The sequence below is a fragment of the Cupriavidus sp. CuC1 genome, assembly GCF_044627735.1.
Classification (GTDB): domain Bacteria; phylum Pseudomonadota; class Gammaproteobacteria; order Burkholderiales; family Burkholderiaceae; genus Cupriavidus; species Cupriavidus ulmosensis.
The window spans coordinates 39,209-60,112 of the sequence record NZ_JBIUHC010000055.1 but is presented as its reverse complement, the minus strand read 5'-3'; the positions used below and the strand labels follow the sequence as shown (position 1 = coordinate 60,112).

Annotated in this window: 17 protein-coding genes; 14 read left to right on the top strand and 3 right to left on the bottom strand. The window is 65.7% G+C overall.

Features of this window, described 5'->3' with window-relative positions; all coding sequences use genetic code 11:
• The first annotated feature begins 365 nt into the window (after window positions 1-365).
• Window positions 366-1,304 carry an amino acid ABC transporter substrate-binding protein gene (locus ACGLHR_RS23205; RefSeq protein ID WP_400096534.1) on the top strand — a complete coding sequence of 313 codons (939 nt, stop codon included), beginning with the start codon at window positions 366-368 and terminating at the stop codon, window positions 1,302-1,304.
• 358 nt (window positions 1,305-1,662) lie between these two features.
• The gene (locus ACGLHR_RS23200) at window positions 1,663-1,971 is read left to right on the top strand and encodes an amino acid ABC transporter permease (RefSeq protein WP_318231035.1); all 309 of its coding nucleotides are present in this window, start codon (window positions 1,663-1,665) and stop codon (window positions 1,969-1,971) included.
• Window positions 1,972-2,082: 111 nt separating this feature from the next.
• Here ACGLHR_RS23200 and ACGLHR_RS23195 read toward each other — a convergent pair whose 3' ends face one another.
• Entirely contained in the window at window positions 2,083-2,943 is an 861-nt protein-coding gene (locus tag ACGLHR_RS23195) for a hypothetical protein (protein WP_400096533.1), read from the bottom strand.
• 184 nt (window positions 2,944-3,127) lie between these two features.
• On the opposite strand from ACGLHR_RS23195, the gene ACGLHR_RS23190 reads away from it, so the two are divergent.
• The 8 genes from ACGLHR_RS23190 to ACGLHR_RS23155 all read left to right on the top strand — a co-directional run bounded on the left by ACGLHR_RS23190 (window position 3,128) and on the right by ACGLHR_RS23155 (window position 11,399).
• On the top strand, window positions 3,128-3,691 hold the full coding sequence (locus ACGLHR_RS23190; RefSeq protein ID WP_400096532.1) for an HdeD family acid-resistance protein: 564 nt from the start codon (window positions 3,128-3,130) through the stop codon (window positions 3,689-3,691).
• A gap of 498 nt (window positions 3,692-4,189) precedes the next feature.
• Window positions 4,190-5,962 (top strand): glycosyltransferase family 39 protein, encoded by a 1,773-nt coding sequence (locus ACGLHR_RS23185; protein WP_400096531.1) that lies wholly within the window; start codon window positions 4,190-4,192, stop codon window positions 5,960-5,962.
• Window positions 5,959-6,330 carry a multidrug efflux SMR transporter gene (locus tag ACGLHR_RS23180; protein WP_043355625.1) on the top strand — a complete coding sequence of 124 codons (372 nt, stop codon included), beginning with the start codon at window positions 5,959-5,961 and terminating at the stop codon, window positions 6,328-6,330. Before ACGLHR_RS23185 ends, ACGLHR_RS23180 begins: the two co-directional genes overlap by 4 nt.
• Before the next feature lie 34 nt (window positions 6,331-6,364).
• Window positions 6,365-7,528 carry a DegT/DnrJ/EryC1/StrS family aminotransferase gene (locus tag ACGLHR_RS23175; RefSeq protein WP_400096530.1) on the top strand — a complete coding sequence of 388 codons (1,164 nt, stop codon included), beginning with the start codon at window positions 6,365-6,367 and terminating at the stop codon, window positions 7,526-7,528.
• Complete coding sequence (locus ACGLHR_RS23170) at window positions 7,507-8,499, top strand: glycosyltransferase (RefSeq protein WP_400096529.1); 993 nt, start codon at window positions 7,507-7,509, stop codon at window positions 8,497-8,499. The genes ACGLHR_RS23175 and ACGLHR_RS23170 overlap by 22 nt, the downstream gene beginning before the upstream one ends.
• Window positions 8,487-9,446, top strand: a complete 960-nt coding sequence (locus tag ACGLHR_RS23165) for a formyltransferase (protein WP_400096528.1) — start codon at window positions 8,487-8,489, stop codon at window positions 9,444-9,446. Before ACGLHR_RS23170 ends, ACGLHR_RS23165 begins: the two co-directional genes overlap by 13 nt.
• On the top strand, window positions 9,443-10,495 hold the full coding sequence (locus ACGLHR_RS23160) for a bifunctional UDP-4-keto-pentose/UDP-xylose synthase (protein WP_052495092.1): 1,053 nt from the start codon (window positions 9,443-9,445) through the stop codon (window positions 10,493-10,495). Before ACGLHR_RS23165 ends, ACGLHR_RS23160 begins: the two co-directional genes overlap by 4 nt.
• 13 nt (window positions 10,496-10,508) lie before the next feature.
• Window positions 10,509-11,399, top strand: coding sequence for a polysaccharide deacetylase family protein (locus tag ACGLHR_RS23155; RefSeq protein ID WP_400096527.1), 891 nt, complete (start codon window positions 10,509-10,511; stop codon window positions 11,397-11,399).
• Window positions 11,400-11,460: 61 nt separating this feature from the next.
• On the opposite strand, the gene ACGLHR_RS23150 is transcribed toward ACGLHR_RS23155, so the two are convergent.
• Entirely contained in the window at window positions 11,461-13,884 is a 2,424-nt protein-coding gene (locus ACGLHR_RS23150) for a heavy metal translocating P-type ATPase (RefSeq protein WP_400096526.1), read from the bottom strand.
• Window positions 13,885-14,042: 158 nt separating this feature from the next.
• Here ACGLHR_RS23150 and czcI point away from each other — a divergent pair, with 158 nt between their 5' ends.
• The 4 genes from czcI (at window position 14,043) to ACGLHR_RS23130 (ending at window position 20,320) form a co-directional block, all read left to right on the top strand.
• The gene (gene czcI / locus ACGLHR_RS23145) at window positions 14,043-14,438 is read left to right on the top strand and encodes a cation efflux protein, CzcI family (protein WP_400096525.1); all 396 of its coding nucleotides are present in this window, start codon (window positions 14,043-14,045) and stop codon (window positions 14,436-14,438) included.
• 74 nt (window positions 14,439-14,512) lie between these two features.
• Complete coding sequence (locus tag ACGLHR_RS23140) at window positions 14,513-15,781, top strand: TolC family protein (protein ID WP_400096524.1); 1,269 nt, start codon at window positions 14,513-14,515, stop codon at window positions 15,779-15,781.
• Window positions 15,782-15,798: 17 nt separating this feature from the next.
• Window positions 15,799-17,091: an efflux RND transporter periplasmic adaptor subunit gene (locus tag ACGLHR_RS23135; protein ID WP_400096523.1), complete on the top strand. Its 1,293-nt coding sequence runs from the start codon at window positions 15,799-15,801 to the stop codon at window positions 17,089-17,091.
• A gap of 22 nt (window positions 17,092-17,113) precedes the next feature.
• The gene (locus ACGLHR_RS23130; RefSeq protein ID WP_400096522.1) at window positions 17,114-20,320 is read left to right on the top strand and encodes a CusA/CzcA family heavy metal efflux RND transporter; all 3,207 of its coding nucleotides are present in this window, start codon (window positions 17,114-17,116) and stop codon (window positions 20,318-20,320) included.
• A 164-nt stretch (window positions 20,321-20,484) separates the two neighbouring features.
• On the opposite strand, the gene ACGLHR_RS23125 is transcribed toward ACGLHR_RS23130, so the two are convergent.
• The gene (locus ACGLHR_RS23125; protein ID WP_400096521.1) at window positions 20,485-20,733 is read right to left on the bottom strand and encodes a transposase; all 249 of its coding nucleotides are present in this window, start codon (window positions 20,731-20,733) and stop codon (window positions 20,485-20,487) included.
• Window positions 20,734-20,904: the final 171 nt, after the last annotated feature.

Sequence of the window (20,904 nt, the reverse complement as noted above, 5' to 3'; positions counted from 1 at the left end):
CGCAACGTAGCGGGTTGGTTACCGCTTTGCCTGGTCAACCCGAGCTTGTTCAGTTGCCTTTGCAAGCTCCGGCCTTTAGGCCGGGGTAGTTGACGATTCCCTTCACGATCGTGATCACTGCATGTCACAGACGCAGCGAACCTGGTAGCGTACCGCGCACATCGATCAAACCGCAACCCGGCCACCGTGAATTTTTGTCGGAGCCTGCGCTGCCGCGCCCTCAGGGCACATGCCGGGGCAGAGCGCTTTGCCACCGGCCACCTTTTCCCAGGCGGCTCTCCGGGCCGATATTTGCTTATGACGAAGATGTTCTTTGCCGATGCAGGCCACAGGGGTAGCCTCCCCATTTTTGAAACATTCGACATATGTTTTCGTTTGCCACATTCGCCAGCGCCGGCACGTTCCGTGCATCCCGCCTGCTGGCAAGGCTAGCGTTCGTCGCTGCCGCCGCCCTCTCGTTTTCCGCCCCGCAAGCCGTCCAGGCCCAAAGCCCGGTGCTGGACAAGATCCGCGACACCGGCACCATCGTGCTGGGCTATCGTGAATCGGCGCTGCCCTTCTCTTTCGCCAACGACAAGGGCGAGCCCGCGGGCTACGCGGTGGACCTGTGCCTGCGCGCCGCGCAGGCCGCTCGCGTGAAGCTCGGACTGAAGACGATCAAGGTGCGCTGGATGCCGCTCACCCCGCAGAACCGTATCCCCGCCGTGGTCAATGGCCTGGTCGATCTCGACTGCGCACCCAACACGAATTCGCTGGAGCGCCAGAAGCAGGTCGCCTTCAGCGTTTCGCATTACATCTCCACGGTCCGCATGCTGGTGCGCGCGGATTCGGGCATCAAGTCCTTCGAAGACCTGCGCGGCAAGAACGTGGTGACCAGCGCCGGCTCCACGGGCGATCGCCATGTGCGCCGCCTGAAGGGCCAGTACGGCTTCCATGACATCTATGCGAAGGACCATGGGGAATCCTTCCTGCTGCTCGAATCCGGCCGTGCGCAGGCATTCGTGATGGACGATGTGTTGCTGTCGGGCCTGCGCGCCCGCGCCAAGGACCCATCGCAGTTCGTGATCGTGGGCCCCGCGCTGTCGATCGAGCAGAACGCGCTGATGATGTCCAAGGCCGATCCGGAGTGGAAGCAACTGGTGGACCAAACCCTTGCATCGGTCTTTGCCGGCCCGCAGGTGATCGCCCTGCAGAAGCAATGGTTCCAGCAGCCGATCGGCGCCCGCAACATCAACCTTGCGCTGGCCCCGAGCCCGGAAGTCCGGGATGCGTGGAAGCATCCTTCGGATGTCGCTACCGAATAACGGCCTTCGAAGCGGCCTTCAACGCCCGTCGATCCACCAAAATCAAAGCCCCCGCAGGCCATCAGGCAGGCGGGGGCATTTTTTTGCACATGGCGCCAACGAAAAGTGCGCAACGACGCATATCAATCACCAAACGCGGAGCAAGTCCTGGCGATAAAGGCAATAGCGGCTTTCCATAGGACGACACAAAGCGTGCATTTCACCATACAGCGCATGTTGACAGCCAAGCGAAATGTTGGCGACACTGAGGCCCAGCGGACAACGCGGCAACGGTATCCCACGCAATCGGCGTGGCGGCCTTAGCCGTCAGTTTCCGTGTATTCGAACCGCCGGAAGGCGGCATTTTCCAGGAGAAAACATGAACAAGTTCGTCGCGACAGCCATCGCGCTGTGCATTGGCGCCGTCTCCGTGGCTGCCCAGGCGCAATCGACCGGGAAGAAGCAATTCGACCCATATAGCCAGGGCGCCAAGTCGGGCGAGAAGTTCGACCCGTATTCCCAGGGTGCCAAGTCCGGTGACAAGTTCGACCCGTATTCCCAGGGCGCTAACAAGAGCACCCGCACGGACCTGACCGACGCCTCCGCGCCGCCGGCCAAGAAGTCGACCAAGAAGAGCAAGAAGAGCAAGAGCAAGAAGCCCGCCGCATCGGCCGCAGCCGCGAACTGATCGGCAAGGGGCGCCGCGCTGGTCCGGCGCCCGGAGCTCAGCAGCAGAAAGCCCGCCAGATTGGCGGGCTTTCTGCCGTCCGTGGATGCGCAGCGCCAGGCGGGGATGGCGTCAGGGCGCAGTCGTATCCAGGTCCATCCCCGTGACGTCGATCCGTTGTACCTTGTCCTGCTGGCGAATCTCGGTGCGCAGCACGAAAGCCTCGGCGGGGCAATACCAGTCGGTGACATGCATCAGCGTGGGCTCCACCTGCACCACCTCCTCTCCCACCATCAGCGGCCCCAGCGAGGTTCGCTTCTCGTAGGTGATCGGCATGCACTCCTTGCGCCCCAGCAAGGTATCGATCATCTGGCGCTTGCCCACATGGCGGGAGCCAACGCTGATCGAGGCATATAGCGCCCGCATGCTTCCCACCACCTTGTCCGCGCCCACCGGGTAGATCTGCAGCGAGACGCTGGACTCGAACGCCTCGCCCTCCAGGGTGCTGCCCTCGCGGATATCCATGCCCGCGTAACTGAAAACGCCCTGGCCCCTGAAGGCCGCTTCGCCGTACATGCGGGCATAGCGCCCTTGCGCATTGATGACGGCATGCTCGCTCTCGATGCTGCTCTTGGCAGAGTCGGAGCGGCGGTCGATATTGACCATATGGACCTGGTCCATGATGACCGGCGGCCCCATCAGGGCAGACAGCGCCGACTTGGAGCGAACCTCGAGCTGCGCCCGGCATCCGGTCTGGTTCTTGGTCGTCCGGCGCAAGGTCATGGTGATCGACATGGGCATGGCCCCGTCGCCTTCCATCTGCACCCGCGAGCCGGAACGGAACCATGGCGCGTCGCACAGGGGGGCAAGGGGCCGCGCGGGCGCGGTGGCGGCAGCCACCGCCACCGTCTGAGCCTGCGCAGGATTGCCCACGGCCAGCAGCACGGCACCGGCAATGGAAGCAGCCACAAGCGATTGCGCCTTTGTCCTCACATGAATCCTGTCTAGAATGATTTCGCGCCCCCAGCTCGTTCCGACCAGGCGTCCCATGCAGGGCCAGCCAGAAGTTGAGGCTCGCGCTGGCTAGAAACTAGCGCTTTTTTGCCCGCGCGTGTTGTCGATCTTAGTCGGTCACCGTCGCTGCCGGCCCATGCGGGCAGCTTGCCAGGGAGTTCCTATGCTTCAGTATTACGCCAAGCTTTGGTGGGTTGTGGCATTACGCGGCATTCTCTCCGTCCTTTTCGGGATTTGTGCGTTTTTCGCACCCGTTGCCACGCTGGCTGCACTCGTGGTCTTGTTTGGCGCCTTTGCCGCCGCCGACGGCGTCAGCGCGCTGCTGATGGCCATCTCGGGCACCCAGCGCGAGGCCAGCGACCGCGGCATCCTTGCACTGCAGGGCCTGCTGGGCCTGGGCGTCGGGTTGCTGACCTGGTTCAGCCCCGTGGTCACCGCCTTTTCCCTGCTCTTATATATCGCCGCCTGGACGCTTGCCACGGGGGTGCTGCAAATTGTCGCGGCGATCCGCCTGCGCAAGGACATACCCAATGAATGGTGGCTGATATTGGCCGGGCTGGCGAGCATCGTGTTCGCCTTCCTGCTGCTGTGGCAACCCCTTGCCGGCGCGCTGGCGGTGCTATGGATGATCGGAGCGTGGGCGGTGGTTTGCGGCATTCTGCTGATCGGCGTCTCGCTACGTTTGCGCAGCGCCAGAAATATGTCGGATACGCCATTTCCCGGCTAAGCCACGCACCCTGCCCGGGCCGTCCCGCGTGCGCTGACGCCGCGCGCGACGGCGGGTTGCGGCGGTCGTGCTAACATTGCGCGCCGCGCCACTTGGCAACCACGGTTGGCCATGGGGTAACGGCTCGAAAGACTGACAAAGCAGAAGGCGCGTGGCGACCGACACGATCGCTTGCTTTCATTTTGTGTCTACCAAAGCAGTTGCTGCGGCGTTGTGATGTTTTCGCCGGATGCCCGGGCAGCCCGAATCCGTCAAACAGCCAGGCCGCGGGTTGCGGCAGCAGCCTGACGCCGTTTTTAGCGGTGCCAAGGCGGCAACCTAGCTTTGATAATCATGCAAGTGGCGGCGCCATCGCGAGCCACTGCAGTTACTGTGTGGCAGCAGGCGGGGCAAGCCATCCGGTCCGCCCGCGCGCCGATCGCCACACCCCGCAGGCCCGAGAACCGGTCGTCATGTGCGCAAGCCAGGGCGACCACCCGATCCCTTTCCAGGAGACGTATGCGTAGTTCCGTGACCTCGCGAGACACCTCGCGAAGCGCCGCACAAGGTGTTTCGCAATCTGCCGGCTTGCCCACGACCACCATAGTCCTGGCTTGCCTGTTTATTCTCCTGGTCTGGTTCGGCACGCTCGACGCTCGCCACCTGCTGCGCTCCGATGAAGGCCGTTATGCCGAGATCGCCCGTGAGATGTTTTCCACCGGTGACTGGGTAACCATCCGCTACAACGCACTTAAGTACTTCGAGAAGCCGCCCTTCCATATGTGGGTGACGGCGCTGTCCTATACATTGTTCGGCGTGGGTGACTGGCAGGCCCGGCTGTGCGTGGCGCTGTCCGGCATGGTCGGCCTCGTGGTCTCGATGCTCGCCGCCAACCGCTGGTATGGCTTCCGGGCCGCCTTCCTCACCGGGCTGGTGCTGGCCGCCGCGCCGATGTGGAGCGTTGCCTCGCACTTCAACTCGCTGGACATGACGCTGTCCGGCGCCATGGCCTGCGTGCTGGCCTTCATGTTGCTCGCGCAGCACCCTGCTGCTACGCCGGCCGCCCGGCGCTACTGGATGTGGGCTTGCTGGGTAGCGATGGGCGTGGCGATCCTGACCAAGGGGCTGGTGGGCATTGCCCTGCCCGGCCTCGTGCTGGTCATCTACACCCTGATCTCCCGGGATTTCGGCCTGTGGCGCCGCCTGCACCTGATCACCGGCATCGCGCTGATGCTGATCGTCACGGTGCCCTGGTTCTGGCTGGTGTCGGAGCGCAACCCCGAATTCCTGAATTTCTTCTTTATCCACGAGCACTGGCAGCGCTACACCTCGACGGTGCACTCGCGCAAGGGCCCGCTGTGGTACTTCGTGCCGTTGCTGGTGGCGGGCTTCATCCCCTGGCTGGGCCTGGCGCCGCGCATGTGGCAAGTGGTCCGCGGCGAGGGCGCGGCGGCGCGCGTGGCCTCGGCACGGCCATTCCAGCCGGCGCTGTTGCTGGCCGTATGGGCCATCGCCATCTTTGTCTTCTTCAGCCTGTCCGGCTCCAAGCTGCCCGGTTACATCGTGCCGATCTTCCCGGCACTGGGCATGCTGGCTGCCGTGGCGCTGCAGCACATCGATGAGCGCAGCTGGAAGCGGCAGCTCAATGGCATGCTGGTCATTGCGGCAATCGGCTTGCTGGCCAGCCCGGTGGTGGCCACGCTGAATTCCGACAATACGCCCAACGAGCTGTACCGCTTGTTCGCCGTCTGGGTCGGCGCCGCCTTCGTGCTGATGCTCGGCGCCGTGTTCCTCGCGCGCAAGCTGCTGGCGAGCAAGGGCCTGATGGTCAGCATCACCGTCTACTCGCTCGGCTTGTTCACCAGCTTCACGGTGGCGCTGCTGGGCCACGAGGTCATGGGACGGCAGACTTCAGGCGTGGACATGGTGCCCGCCATCAACGCCGTGCTGACGGATGACATGCCGATTTACGGCGTGCGCATGCTGGACCACACGCTGCCGTATTACCTGCGCCGCACCACCATCATGGTGGAATGGCCGGACGAACTGGAGTTCGGCACCAAGCAGGAGCCGCAGAAATGGCTCCCCACGCTGGATGCCTTTATTGCAAAATGGCAGGATGGCCAGCACGCCGTTGGCATCATGTCGGCTGCCACCTACAAGCTGCTGGAAGAGCGCAAGGTGCCGATGTACAAGATCGGGCAAGACAAGCGCCGCGTCGCGGTAACCAACTTCCCGCCTCCCGGCCAGGCGCCGGCAGTCCCGCAGCAAGAACCGAACCGCGCGCCATGACGCTCTCTACTTTCGCTTTTATCTTCACCGGCGTGCTGCTCAACGCGTGCGCGCAGTTGCTGCTCAAAGCCGGCACCAACGCCGTGGGCGCCATCACCATCGAGCGCGCGACGCTGTTTGCCACGGCGTTTCGCGTGCTGACGCAGTGGCCGGTACTGGCTGGGCTGACGCTGTACGTAGTCAGCGTCGGTGTGTGGATCGTCGGGCTGTCGCGGGTCGACGTATCGATCGCTTACCCGATGCTGTCGCTCGGTTATGTGGTAAACGCCCTGGCAGCCTGGTGGCTGTTCGGTGAAATGATTGGCCCCCTGCGCGTAGCAGGCATCCTGCTGATCCTCGCCGGCGTGTTCCTCATCGCCCGTTCCTGATCACCGTACCACCCGCACCAAGAGCCTGATTGCCATGACCGCTTCCGCTGCGCAAGCCTTCCTGCCCTTCGTCAAGCCGAATATTGACGCCGATGCCATCGCCGAGGTGGGCAAGGTGCTGGCTTCGGGCTGGATCACCTCCGGCCCCAAGATGCACGCCTTCGAGGCCGCGCTGTCCGAGTTGTTCGGCGGACGCCCGGTGCGCACCTTCGCCAACGGCTCGGCGACCATGGAGATCGCATTGCGCGTGGCCAATATCGGCCCGGGCGATGAAGTCATCACCACGCCGATCACCTGGGTCGCCACCGCCAATGTCGTCATCACGGTGGGCGCCAAGCCGGTCTTCGTCGACATCGACCCGCGCACGCGCAATATCGATCTCGACGCCGTGGAAGCCGCCATCACGCCGCGTACCCGCGCCATCATGCCGGTCTACCTGTCGGGCTTGCCGGTGGATATGGACCGCCTCTATGCCATCGCGAAGAAGCACAACCTGCGCGTGATCGAGGACGCCGCACAGGCCATCGACTCGCGCTGGCGCGGCCAGCGCATCGGCGCCTTCGGCGACCTGGTCAGCTTCAGCTTCCAGGCCAACAAGAACATCACCAGCGTCGAAGGCGGCTGCCTGGTAATGAACTCGCCCGAGGAAGCCGAGCGCGCCGAACGCCTGCGCCTGCAAGGCGTGATCCGTACCGGCATGGACGGCATGGATGTGGAGGAACCCGGCGGAAAGTTCAACCTGACCGACGTCAACGCCGCCATCGGCCTGTCGCAACTGGCGCACCTTGACGCCATCACGGCACGCCGCGCCGAACTGGCCGAAACCTACTACCGCTGCGCCGCCGCCAGCGGCCTGGCCGAGCTCGGCATTGAGCTGCCGCTGCCGCGTGACGGCGAGCTGGCTACCACCAACTGGCATATGTTCCAGGTGGTGCTGCCGGCCGAACGCATCGAAGGCGGGCGCACCGCGGTGATGGAGGCCATGCGCGAGCAAGGCGTCGGCACCGGCGTGCATTATCCCGCCGTGCACCTGTTTTCTTATTTCCGCTCCCTGGGCTGGCGCGACGGCATGCTGCCACACGCCGAGCGCATCGGAAGGGGCATCGTCACGCTGCCGATGTTCCCCGCCATGCAAGCCGCCGACGTGGAGCGGGTATGCGCAACTCTTAGTGAAACATGCAAACGCCTCTTCAAATGAGCCCTGTCGAAGTCTCCGTCGTCATTCCCGTCTATAACGAGGAAGACGGCCTGCAAGCCCTGTTCGACCGGCTCTACCCGGCCATGGACGGGCTCGGCTGCAACTACGAGATCATCTTCGTCAACGACGGCAGTCGCGACCGTTCGGCACAGATCCTGGCCAGCCAGTTTCACAAGCGCCCGGACACGACGCGCGTGGTGCTGTTCAACGGCAACTTTGGCCAGCATATGGCCATCCTGGCCGGCTTCGAGCACACCCGCGGCCAGATCGTGATCACGCTGGACGCCGACCTGCAAAACCCGCCGGAAGAAATCCCGCGGCTGGTGGCGACCATGCGCGAAGGCCATGACTACGTTGGCACCATCCGCCGCGAACGCAACGACACGGCGTTCCGCCGCATTGCGTCCCGCGCCATGAACCGGCTGCGCGAGCGCATCACGCGCATCAAGATGACCGACCAGGGCTGCATGCTGCGTGCCTACGACCGCAATGTCGTCGACACCATCAATGCCTGCCGCGAGGTGAATACCTTCATCCCGGCACTGGCCTATACCTTCTCCGCCAATCCGGTGGAGATCGTGGTGGAGCACGAGGAGCGCCACGCCGGCGAGTCCAAGTATTCGCTGTTCCAGCTCATCCGGCTGAACTTCGACCTGGTAACCGGCTTCTCCATCGTGCCGCTGCAGTGGTTCTCCGCCATCGGCACCTTGCTGTCGCTGGCATCGGCGGGCCTGGTGGCGGTCCTGCTGGTTCGGCGCTTCGTGCTTGGCGCGGAAGTGCAGGGTGTGTTCACCCTGCTCGCCTTCAACTTCTTCCTGGTTGGCATCATGCTGTTCGGCATCGGCCTGCTGGGTGAGTACATCGGCCGCATCTACCAGGAAGTGCGCAACCGTCCGCGCTATCGCATCCAGGCGGTGCTGGAAGGCACGCCGGAGCAGCAAAAGGCGACGGGGGTCCCGTGCGCGCAGTAGTCTTCGCTTATCACAACGTCGGCGAGCGCTGCCTGCGCGTGCTGCACGCGCGTGGCGTGGAGGTGGCGCTGGTCGTCACGCACCGCGACCGCCCGGATGAGAACATCTGGTTCCGCCGCGTTGCCGATACCGCCGCCGAACTCGGCCTGCCCGTCACCTACGGCGAAGATCCGGCCGACCCGGCGCTGGCCGCCGCGGTGGCCGCGGCGCGCCCCGACGTGATCTTCTCCTTCTACTACCGCGCGATGATTCCCGCGGCAGTGCTGGCGCTGGCGCCGCAAGGCGCCTTCAACATGCACGGCTCGCTGCTGCCCAAGTATCGCGGCCGCGTGCCGGTAAACTGGGCGGTGTTGCACGGCGAGACCGAGACCGGCGCCACGCTGCATGCGATGGAAGCCAAGCCGGATGCCGGCTTCATCGTCGACCAGACGTCAGTGCCGATCCTGCCCGACGACACCGCCGGCGAGGTCTTCGAGAAAGTGACCGTGGCCGCCGAGCAAACGCTGTGGCGCGCCCTGCCCGCCATGATGGCCGGCAACATCACGCCACTGCCCAACCGCCTGGCCGAAGGCAGCTACTTCTCCGGGCGCAAGCCGGAGGACGGCCGCATCGACTGGCAGCAGCCGGCCGCGCAGGTCTACAACCTGATCCGCGCAGTCGCGCCGCCCTATCCGGGCGCCTTCACCGATGTCGGCTCGCGCCGCTTCGTGGTGGCGCAGGCGCGCCTTGCGCATGCAGGCAGCGCAGCCGGAGCAGCACCATTGCAGTCCACCAGCGCCGCCCACCCGGGCTTGCACGTGATCGACGGGCAGATCGTCGGCGTGTGCGGCGATGGCGGCCTGATCCTTGTACGCGAACTGCTGGACGATGGCGCCCAACCCGCGCCCGTCTCGCCCGCCGCGCTTTCCACATTTCTTACCGCATTGTCCAAAGAGGAAAACCGATGAAAAAGGTCCTGATTCTTGGCGTCAACGGCTTCATCGGCCACCACCTGACGCGCCGCATTCTCGAAACCACGTCGTGGGAAGTCTACGGCATGGACATGTCCAGCGATCGCCTTGGCGACCTGATCGACCATCCGCGCATGCACTTCTTTGAAGGTGATATCACCATCAACAAGGAGTGGATCGAGTACAACATCCGCAAGTGCGACGTGGTGCTGCCGCTGGTGGCCATCGCCACGCCTGCCACCTACGTGCGCCAGCCGCTGCGCGTGTTCGAGCTCGACTTCGAAGCCAACCTGCCGATCGTGCGCGCCGCCGTGAAGTACGGCAAGCACCTGGTGTTCCCGTCCACCTCCGAGGTGTACGGCATGTGCCACGACGACGAGTTCGATCCCGAGACGTCCGAGCTGATCTGCGGCCCGATCAACAAGCCGCGCTGGATCTATGCCTGCTCCAAGCAGTTGATGGACCGCGTGATCCACGCCTACGGCATGGAACAAGGCCTGAACTACACCCTGTTCCGCCCCTTCAACTGGATCGGCGCCGGCCTGGACTCGATCTTTGAATCGAAGGAAGGCTCCTCGCGCGTGGTCACCCAGTTCCTCGGCCACATCGTGCGCGGCGAGCCGATCAAGCTGGTGGACGGCGGCGCGCAGAAGCGTGCCTTTGCCGACGTCACCGACGGCATCAGCGCGCTGATGCGCATCATCGAGAACCCGAACGGCATTGCCACCGGCAAGATCTACAACATCGGCAACCCGCGCAACATCCACTCCGTGCGCGAACTGGCCGAGATGATGCTGAAGATGGCCGGCGACTACGCCGAGTACGCGGAAGAAGCCAAGAAGACCCAGATCGTGGAAACCTCGTCGGGCGACTTCTACGGCAAGGGCTACCAGGACGTGCAGAACCGCGTGCCGAAGATCGACAACACCGTGGAAGAACTCGGCTGGAAGCCCGAGGTCAGCATGGAAGACGCGCTGCGCGCCATCTTCGAGGCTTACCGCAGCAAGGTGATCGAAGCGCGCACCCTGGTCGATTCGGCCAACTGAGCGCGCGCACCCGATGGCCCGTATTGCCCTGAAGGTCGACGTCGACACGCTGCGCGGCACCCGCGAAGGCGTGCCGGCGCTGCTCGCCATGCTGGCACGCGTGCGGGCCGAGGCCACCTTTCTGTTCAGCCTCGGCCCCGACCATACCGGCTGGGCGCTGCGGCGCGTGTTCCGGCCCGGCTTCCTGAAGAAGGTGTCGCGTACCTCGGTGGTGTCCAACTATGGCTTGCGCACGCTGATGTACGGGGTGCTGCTGCCCGGCCCCGACATCGGCCGCAAGGGCGCGGCCGAGATGCGCGCGGCGCGCGCGGCGGGACACGAGTGCGGCATCCACACCTGGGATCACGTCTACTGGCAGGACAACGTGCGCGAGCGCGATGCCGCCTGGACGCGGCGCCAGATGCAAAGCGCATTCGACCGCTACGTCGAGATTTTCGGCGAAGCGCCGCCTACCCATGGCGCGGCCGGCTGGCAGATGAACAATGACGCCTTCCGCCAGATCGACGACTGGGGCATGGTGTATGCGTCCGACGGACGCGGCACCGCGCCGTATATCCCCACGGTCGACGGCATGGCATGCCGCCATGTGCAGATGCCCACTACGCTGCCAACGCTGGACGAACTCATTGGCGTCGATGACTTGACCGAGGACAACGTGCACGAAGCCGTGCTGCGCCTGAGCGAAGGCGAGCGCGACCACGTCTTCACCCTGCATACCGAACTCGAAGGCGGCAAGCTCGCGCCGGTGTTCAACCGCCTGCTGGATGGCTGGCGCGCGCAGGGGCACGACCTGATCTCAATGGGCACGTTCTATCGACACCTGGATCCGGCGAGCCTGCCGACGGCACCCGTTACCTGGGGCGCCATCGAAGGGCGCAGCGGCGAGTTGATTATCCAGCCCTGAATCGCCGCTGAATATCCGCCAAGAAATGACCGCGCCCCCATCCAATGGGGGCGCGGTCATTTCAGCTCCGCCCTGCTTTCGCCAGCCGCAAGCCGTTGAAGACCACCAGCAAGCTCGCCCCCATGTCGGCAAACACCGCCATCCACATGGTGCCCAGGCCCATGACCGTGAGCGCCAGAAAGATCGCCTTGATGCCAAGCGCCAGGACGATGTTCTGCTTCAGGATCGTCGAAGTCTGGCGCGACAGCCGGATAAAGGCAGGGATCTTGCGCAGGTCGTCGTCCATCAGCGCCACGTCGGCGGTCTCGATCGCCGTGTCGGTCCCGGCCGCGCCCATGGCGAAGCCGATGTCGGCGCGGGCCAGCGCGGGCGCATCGTTGACGCCGTCGCCCACCATGCCCACCACGACGCGCTTGCTGCCATTGCCCTGGATGCCCTGCGCCCCCTTCACGCTGAGCGCAGCGATGGCGTCGGCCTTGTCCTGCGGCAACTGGTTGCCGCGCGCCTGGTCGATCTGCACCTGCGCGGCGATCGCTTGCGCGGTATGCGGGTTGTCGCCCGACAGCATCAGCGTCTTGACGCCCAGCGCATGCAGCTGCGCCACCGCCTCGCGGCTGCTGTCCTTGACCGTATCCGCTACGCCGAACAGTGCCTCGACGCCGTGATCCGCGCCCAGCAGCACAACGGTCTTGCCTTGCCGCTCCAGCGCTTCCAGCGTGGCTTCCAGTTCCGGCGAGCACAGCCCACGGTCGTGGATCAGGCGGTGGTTGCCCAGGTAGTAGCTACGCCCGTTCACGGTACCGCTGACGCCATAGCCCGGCAGCGCCGCAAAGTCCTGCACGTCCAGCGGTACCAGGCCTTCCGCGCGCGCCGCGTTGGCGACAGCCATCGACACAGGATGGTCCGAGCGGGCAGCCAGGCTGGCGGCGATCAGGCGTGCGGCAACGCTCGCCGCCGCGCCGCCGGCGGCGGTTGCGCCCAGCGGCTGGAAATCGGTCTGGGCCGGCTTGCCGTGCGTGATAGTGCCGGTCTTGTCCAGCGCCAGCCATTTCAGGTCCTTGCCCTGTTCCAGGTAGACGCCGCCCTTGATCAGGATCCCGCGCCGCGCCGCGGCCGCCAGGCCGCTGACGATGGTCACCGGCGTGGAGATCACCAGCGCGCACGGGCAGGCAATCACCAGCAGCACCAGCGCCTTGTAGATCCACGCGCTCCAGTCGCCGTCCATCGCCAGCGGCGGCACCACGGCCACCAGCACCGCGCCAAGAAAGACCAGCGGCGTGTAGATGCGGGCAAAGCGGTCGACAAAGCGCTGCGTGGGCGCGCGGCTGCCCTGCGCCGCTTCCACCGCGTGGATGATGCGCGCCAGCGTGGAGCCGCTGGCCGGCGCGGTGACTTCGTACTCCAGTTCGCCGGCCTGGTTGATGGTGCCGGCGAAGAGCGCATCGCCGACGGTCTTGTCGACCGGGACGCTCTCGCCAGTGATCGGTGCCTGGTCCAGCGTGGACTGGCCGCGCAACACGCGCCCATCCAGCGCTACGCGCTCGCCCGGACGCAGGCGCACCAATGCGCCGATGGCCACCGCGCTAGCCTCCACGGGCAGCCAGTTGCCATCCGGCTGCCGCACCGTGGCCTGCTCCGGCGCCATCGCCATCAGGCCGCGCACCGCGTTGCGCGCACGGTCCAGCGACGCCGCCTCGATGCGCTCGGCCAGCGCGAACAGCACCATCACCATGGCCGCCTCCGGCCACTGCCGGATCAGCATGGCCCCAGTGACAGCGATGCTCATCAGCGCGTTGATGTTCAGGTTGCCGTTGGACAGCGCAATCCAGCCCTTTTTGTAGACGCCCAGCCCGGCTATCGCCACAGCCGCCAACGCCAGCAGGGGCGCGAGCCATTCCTGGCCCGGCACTTGCTGCCACTGCACAGCCTCCGCGCCAAGCGCGACCACGCCGGCGAGCGCCAGCGGCCACCACGGCTTGGCGGCTTGCGGCGGCAGCGCAGCGGCCTGCTCCGATAGCGACTCGGCCTTCATGCCGAGGCTCTCGATGGCCCGCACCACCGGCTCCAGGGAGTCCAGCGTATGGTGCACCGTCAGCACGCGCTGCATCAGGTTGAACTGCAGCGCGGCCACGCCGGCCATGCTGCCCAGCTTGTTGCGGATCAGTGTCTCCTCCGTCGGGCAGTCCATCGCGTCAATGCGATAGCTGGCCGCGGCGGTGCCGGCAGGGACGGCTACAGCAATCTGCGGGGCCATGCTGGCGCTGCCGCAGCAGGCGGCGGCGGTTTGAGCGTGCTGATGGCCGTGATCGCCACTGTGATCATGGCCGTGGTCGTGCCTGTGGTCGTGGCCGTGGCCGTGCTGGTGCTGATGCTGGTGCTGGTGTGCTTGATCGTGCTTATGCGCATGTTCGTGTGCTTCAGAATGCTCATGATCACAACACGATTGGTCACGGAGCGAAGCTTGGTCTGGGGTTGCGCTAGGCATGGCGGTTTTCCCTGCTTGTTTTTGCTTACCGCCCATTTAAGACCCTGAAGCGACTACAGGGTCAAGCGCTGTCGATGCGGGCACCTGACATCGCCCTAGCGCCACGATTAAGCCACAGTCGTGCAAGGGTCATCCTTCCTGCCTATATAATCCGCCGCATGCGCCGTTTCCTGATCCTGCTTTTCGCCATCATGCTGCCGCTCCAGTTCGCCTGGGCCGGGGCCGCGGCGTATTGCAATCATGAAAGCGCGCAGCAAGGCAACGGCACCGCCACGGCCAGCGCCAACTGGCATTTCGGCCACCATAGCCACGCCCATCAGGGCAAGCTCAGCCAGCACGGCAGCAGTGACAGCAAGGAAGGCAAGGACAACATCAAGCTGCCCGACCTGGACTGCGCCGTGTGCCACTTTGCCAGCGCCCAGCTGGTCTTGCCGGACCTGGCCACGAGCGCCTCGCACCACGGCGTGGCCATCAGCTACCGGGCGCTAGCCGCGTCCTACCTGTCGGCGCCCGGCGCCACCCCCGACCGCCCGCAGTGGCCGCTCGCCGCCTAAACGGCGAGACGACTCCCTTTACCTCCAGACTCTCGTCTCGCCGAACTTCCCTGGCCTTTTCCCGGTGAAATTCGATGAGAACACTTGTGATGCCGCTCGGGCTGGCGGCAGCTTTGCTCAGCCCTACCGCGTTCGCCCAGAACGCGGCGACTACCCCATTGCCTGCCGCGCAAGCGGCGCAACAGATCGCGGAGCCAGCCGGCACGCTGACGCTGGACGATGCGCTCGCCCTCGCGGCCGGGCGCAACTTCACGCTCTCGGCCGCCGGCCATGAGCTCGATGCCGCCGAGGGCGGCATCATGCAGGCCCGCACCATCCCCAACCCGGAACTCGCGGTGCTCCTCGAGGACAACCGCCGCGACACACGCACCACCACGGCCCAGGTCAACCTCCCGATCGAGCTCGGCGGCAAGCGCGCCGCGCGCATCGGCGCCGCGCAGAAGGCGCGCGAGCTCGCCCAATCGCAACTGGGCGCCGCGCGCACCGACCTGCGCGCGGCCGTGGTCGGGGGCTTCTTCGCGGTGGTCATCGCGCAGGAGCGCGTCAAGCTGGCGCGGGGCTCGGCCGAGATCGCCGCCAAGGGCGCGCAGGCGGCAATCCGCCGCGTGGCCGCCGGCAAGATCGCGCCGCTCGAAGAAAGCAAGGCACGCGTGGAGCAAGCCAATGCGGAACTCGAGGTCGCCGACGCCGAGGCCGCACTTGCCATAGGACGCCAGTCGCTGGCCGGCCTGTGGGGCAGCAGCGAAGCCCGCTTCCTGGAAGCGGCCGGCAACCTCGATACCCTGCCCGCGCGGCCCGACGGCGCCAGCCTTAAGCAAGCGCTGGACAGCGCGCCGGAACTGGCGAGCCGCCGGCTGGAACTGGAGCGCCGGCAGGCCATCATCGGCGTGGAGCGCAGCCGCCAGTACCCCGACCTGACCGTGAGCCTGGGCAGCAAACGCGACAACGGCTCCGATCGCGGCACCATGCCGGTGCTGGGCGTGTCGCTGCCGTTGCCGCTGCTCGACCGCAACCAGGGCAATCTCTACGCCGCGCTGCGCCAGGCCGACAAAGCGGCCGACGAGTACCGCGCCACGCAGGTGCGGCTCGCCAATGAGCTGCAGCAAGCCACGCGGCAACTCACCGTATCGCGGACCTCGGCCGACTCGCTCAGGGGCACCGTGCTACCGGCTGCCCAGCAGGCCTATGAGGCCGCCACGCGCGGCTTCGAAGCGGGCAAATTCAACTTCCTCGACGTGCTCGATGCGCAGCGCACCTGGTTCCAGGCGCGCATCCGCTATCTCGGCGTGGTCGCCAATGCCTATCAGGCAGCCACCACCATCGACCGCATTCTTGGCCGTTGAAGCAAAGGAACTCCATCATGACAATCAACAACAAGCAAAAAACGAGCATCGCCATCATCCTGGCGGGCGGCGCCATCGCCGCCGCGGGACTGATTTTCGTCGGGCGCGGCAGCGGGGACGGCACGACCGAAGCCGCCCCGGCAGCAGCCGCGCATCGCGAGGCCGCTGCCCACGGCGACGGCGAGCACCACGGCAGCCCGGCCAGCGCGGCGCATGACGACACCGCCCGGCACGCCGACGGGGAGCACCACGAAACGCAAGAGAAAGAAGGCCACGTCGAGATGACCCCGGCGCAGATCCAGGCAGCCGGACTCACGCTGCGCACGGCTGGCCCGGCGCGCATCGAAGCCACGGTGTCCTTCCCCGGCGAGATCCGCTTCAACGAGGACCGCACCGCCCATGTGGTGCCACGCGTGGCCGGGGTGGTGGAAGGCGTATCCGCCAACCTGGGGCAACAGGTGAAGAAAGGCGATTTGCTGGCGGTACTGGCCAGCACCGCATTGTCCGACCAGCGCAGCGAACTGCTGGCCGCGCAAAAGCGCCTGGAACTGGCTGAATCCACCTTCCAGCGCGAGAAAAAGCTGTGGGAGGACAAGATCTCCGCCGAGCAGGACTACCTGGCCGCGCGCACCGCGCTGCAGGAAGCCCGCATCGCCACGCAAAACGCCACGCAGAAGCTGACCGCCATCGGTGCCAGCGGCAGCGCTGATAGTGGCAAGTCGCTCAACCGCTTCGAGCTGCGCGCGCCCTTCGACGGCACCGTGGTCGAGAAGCACCTGGCGCTGGGCGAAGCCGTGGCGGCCGACGCCAACGTGTTCATCATTTCCGACCTCAGCACGGTATGGGCCGAGTTCGTGATCGCGCCCAAGGACCTGGATCGCGTGCGGGTCGGCGAGAAGGTGAAGATCGCCTCCACCGCCTTCGACGGCAAGGCCGAGGGCACGGTCTCGTATGTCGGCTCATTGCTGGGCCAGCAAACGCGCACCGCCACCGCCCGCGTCACCCTGCCCAACCCCAAGATGGCCTGGCGTCCTGGCCTGTTCGTCACTGTGGGCGTGACCGACTCCAGCGCCGAGGTGCCGGTGGCGATCGAGGCCGAAGCCCTGCAAAACAACGGCGATCAGCAGGTGGTGGTGGTGTTCGCTGTCGTTCCGGGCGGCTTCCAGGCGCGGCCGGTCAAGACCGGCCGCAGCGATGGCAAGCTGGTGGAGATCACCGACGGCCTGAAGTCCGGCACGCAATACGTGGCGGGCAACAGCTTCGTGATCAAGGCCGAGCTTGGCAAGGCCGGCGCCGAGCATAGCCACTAAGCCACTAAGCGGAGACTCCCTCATGTTTGAAAGACTGATCCGCTTTGCCATCGAGCAGCGATGGCTGGTGCTGCTGGCCGTGTTCGCCATGGCCGCGCTCGGCATCTACAACTACAGCCGGCTGCCCATCGACGCCGTGCCCGACATCACCAACGTGCAGGTGCAGGTCAATACCTCGGCGCCCGGCTATTCGCCGCTGGAAACCGAGCAGCGCGTCACCTACCCGATCGAGACGGCGATGTCCGGCCTGCCGGGCCTGGAGCAAACCCGCTCGCTGTCGCGCTATGGCTTGTCGCAGGTGACGGTGATCTTCAAGGACGGCACCGATATCTACTTCGCGCGCCAGCTGGTCAACCAGCGCATCCAGGAAGCCGCGCAGAACCTGCCCGCAGGCGTTGCGCCACAGATGGGCCCGATTTCCACCGGGCTTGGCGAGATCTACCTGTGGACGGTGGAAGCCGAGGACGGCGCCAAGAAGGCCGACGGCACGCCCTACACGCCCACCGACCTGCGCGAGATCCAGGACTGGGTCATCAAGCCGCAGCTGCGCACCGTGCCAGGCGTGACCGAGATCAACTCCATCGGCGGCTTCGCCAAGGAGTACCTGGTGGCGCCCAGCCCTGAACGACTGGCCTCCTACGGCCTGAGCCTGCAGGACGTGGTGGCGGCGCTGGAGAAGAACAACGCCAACGTGGGCGCCGGCTATATCGAGCGGCGCGGCGAGCAATACCTGGTGCGCGCGCCGGGGCAGGTCAAGTCCGTCGACGATATCCGCGAGATCATCGTGGGCAGCGCGCAGGGCCAGCCCATCCGCATCCGCGACCTGGCGGACGTGGGCATCGGCCGCGAACTGCGCACCGGCGCGGCCACTGACAACGGGCGTGAAGTGGTGCTAGGCACCGTCTTCATGCTAATCGGCGAGAACAGCCGTGCCGTATCGCAAGCGGTGGACCAGCGCATGGCCGCCATCAACCGTTCACTGCCGGCCGGCGTCAAGGCCGTCACCGTGTACGACCGCACCGTGCTGGTGGACCGCGCCATCACCACCGTCAAGAAGAACCTGGTCGAGGGCGCGATCCTGGTGATCGTGATCCTGTTCCTGTTCCTTGGCAACATGCGCGCCGCCATCATCACCGCGCTGGTGATCCCGCTCTCCATGCTGTTTACCTTCACCGGCATGGTGACCTACAAGATCAGCGCCAACCTGATGAGCCTGGGCGCGCTGGACTTCGGCATCATCATCGACGGCGCGGTGGTGATCGTGGAGAACTGCGTGCGGCGCCTCGCCCATGCCCAGCAACAGCTCGGCCGCCCGCTCACGCGCAGCGAACGCTTCCACGAGGTCTTTGCGGCCTCGCGGGAAGCACGCCGCCCGCTGATCTTCGGCCAGCTCATCATCATGATCGTGTACATCCCCATCTTTGCGCTGACCGGCGTGGAGGGCAAGATGTTCCACCCCATGGCGATGACCGTGATGCTGGCGCTGATCGGTGCAATGATCCTGTCGGTGACGTTCGTCCCGGCGGCGGTGGCGCTGTTTATCGGCGACAAGGTAGCCGAGAAGGAAAACCGCGTGATGCGGTGGGCCAAGCGCGCCTACGCGCCGATGCTCGGCAAGACCATCGCCAACACACCGGTGGTGCTGACCTTCGCCGCCGTGGCGGTGCTGCTCAGCGGCCTGGTGGCGACGCGGCTGGGCAGCGAGTTCATCCCCAACCTGAACGAAGGGGATTTCGCCGTGCAGGCACTGCGCATTCCCGGCACCAGCCTCACGCAATCGCTCGCCATGCAGCAGCAGATCGAGACGCGCCTCAATGAGAAATTCCCCGAGATCGAGCGCGTCTTCGCCCGCACCGGCACCGCCGAGATCGCCTCGGACCCGATGCCGCCCAACGCGTCCGACGGCTACATCATGCTCAGGCCACGCGCAAAGTGGCCCGATCCCTCCAAGACGCGAGAGCAATTGCTGGCAGCGATGGAGGCCGAGCTGGCGACCCTCCCCGGCAACAAGTACGAGTTCTCGCAGCCGATCCAGCTCCGCTTCAACGAGCTGATCTCCGGGGTGCGCAGCGACGTGGCCGTGAAGATCTTCGGGGACGACAATGCCGTGCTGGAGGACACCGCGCAAAAGGTCGCCACCGTGCTGCAGGCCATCCCGGGCGCAACCGAGGTCAAGGTCGAGCAGACCAGCGGCCTGCCGATGCTGACGGTAGACGTGGACCGCGCCCGCGCGGCCCGCTACGGCCTCAACATGATCGACGTGCAGGACACCGTGGCCATCGCCGTGGGCGGCCGCGACGCCGGCATCTTCTTCCAGGGCGACCGCCGCTTCAATATCGGCGTGCGGCTGCCGGAAGGCATCCGTGCCGATGTGGAGGCGCTGCGCCGGCTGCCGATTCCCCTGCCGAAGGGAAGCACGGCAACCGCCAGCTATATCCCGCTGGGCGAAGTGGCAACCCTCACGCTGGCCCCGGGCCCCAACCAGGTCTCGCGCGAGAACGGCAAGCGCCGCATCGTGGTCAGCGCCAATGTGCGCGGGCGCGACGTGGGCACCTTCGTGCCCGAGGCGATGGCGACGCTGGACCGCCAGGTCAAGATCCCGGCAGGCTACTGGGTTACCTGGGGCGGCACCTTCGAGCAATTGCAGTCCGCCACCACGCGGCTGCAGATCGTGGTACCGGTGGCGCTGCTGATGGTGTTCGTGCTGCTGTTCGCCATGTTCGGCAACGTGCGCGATGGCCTGCTGGTCTTCACTGGTATCCCGTTCGCGCTCACCGGCGGCATCCTGGCGCTGTGGCTGCGAGGCATTCCGCTGTCGATCTCAGCGGCGGTGGGCTTTATCGCCCTGTCCGGCGTGGCGGTGCTCAACGGGCTGGTGATGCTGTCCTTTATCCGCAGCCTGCGCGAGGACGGCAAGCCGCTCGACGAAGCCATACACAAGGGCGCGCTGACCCGGCTGCGCCCCGTGCTGATGACCGCGCTGGTGGCTTCGCTGGGCTTTATCCCGATGGCGATAGCGACCGGGACCGGAGCCGAGGTACAGCGTCCGCTGGCCACGGTGGTGATCGGCGGCATCCTGTCTTCCACCGCGCTGACCTTGCTGGTGCTGCCGGTGCTGTACCGGCTGGCGCATCGGCGCGATGAGGATGAGGCTGGCGTTGAAGATGACGCAGGCTGCGAACGCCTGGCTGGCGACTTGCCGGTGCCACCGGCATTGCCCAACGGCTAACCCTGGCGACAGCAGGAGCGGCACGCCGCTCCTGCCATCAAGCACCGCTACGCCTCAGTGCAACCAGGTGCCTGGCGGCGCCAGCACGATTTCCACCCGGCGGTTCATTGCGCGCCCGGCCGCGGTGGCATTGTCGGCAAGCGGCTGCACATCGCCACGGCCAGTCACCTGGATCCGGCTTCGCGCGACCCCAACTCCTTGGGCAACATGCGCCAGCCGCAACCGGAACGCACCAAATAGCGCAGCGCATTGATCACCTCGCGCAGATTGCACTGCCTGCGACGGCCACGGGCAAACGACTTGGGGAGCAAGCCCTCCATCGCACCCCACACAACGTCCGTTGGATCGCTCGGATACCGCTTTGTCGTGGCCGCCATGTTCGCCTGCCGCTCTCGATGTTCCTTTTTCCACATCGGAACGTTAAGCCACATCTACCGGGAGCTTTCAAACGGGCTCTTACTTCTGGCCTGAAGAATCCAAAATGAAGATCTGAATTTTCCGAATCCTGCCGGCGCTTGAAATCGATATTCTTTGCCGGGCACCGATTCTGGTCGAGCTTGCAACGCCAAAGCGCTTGATGCACG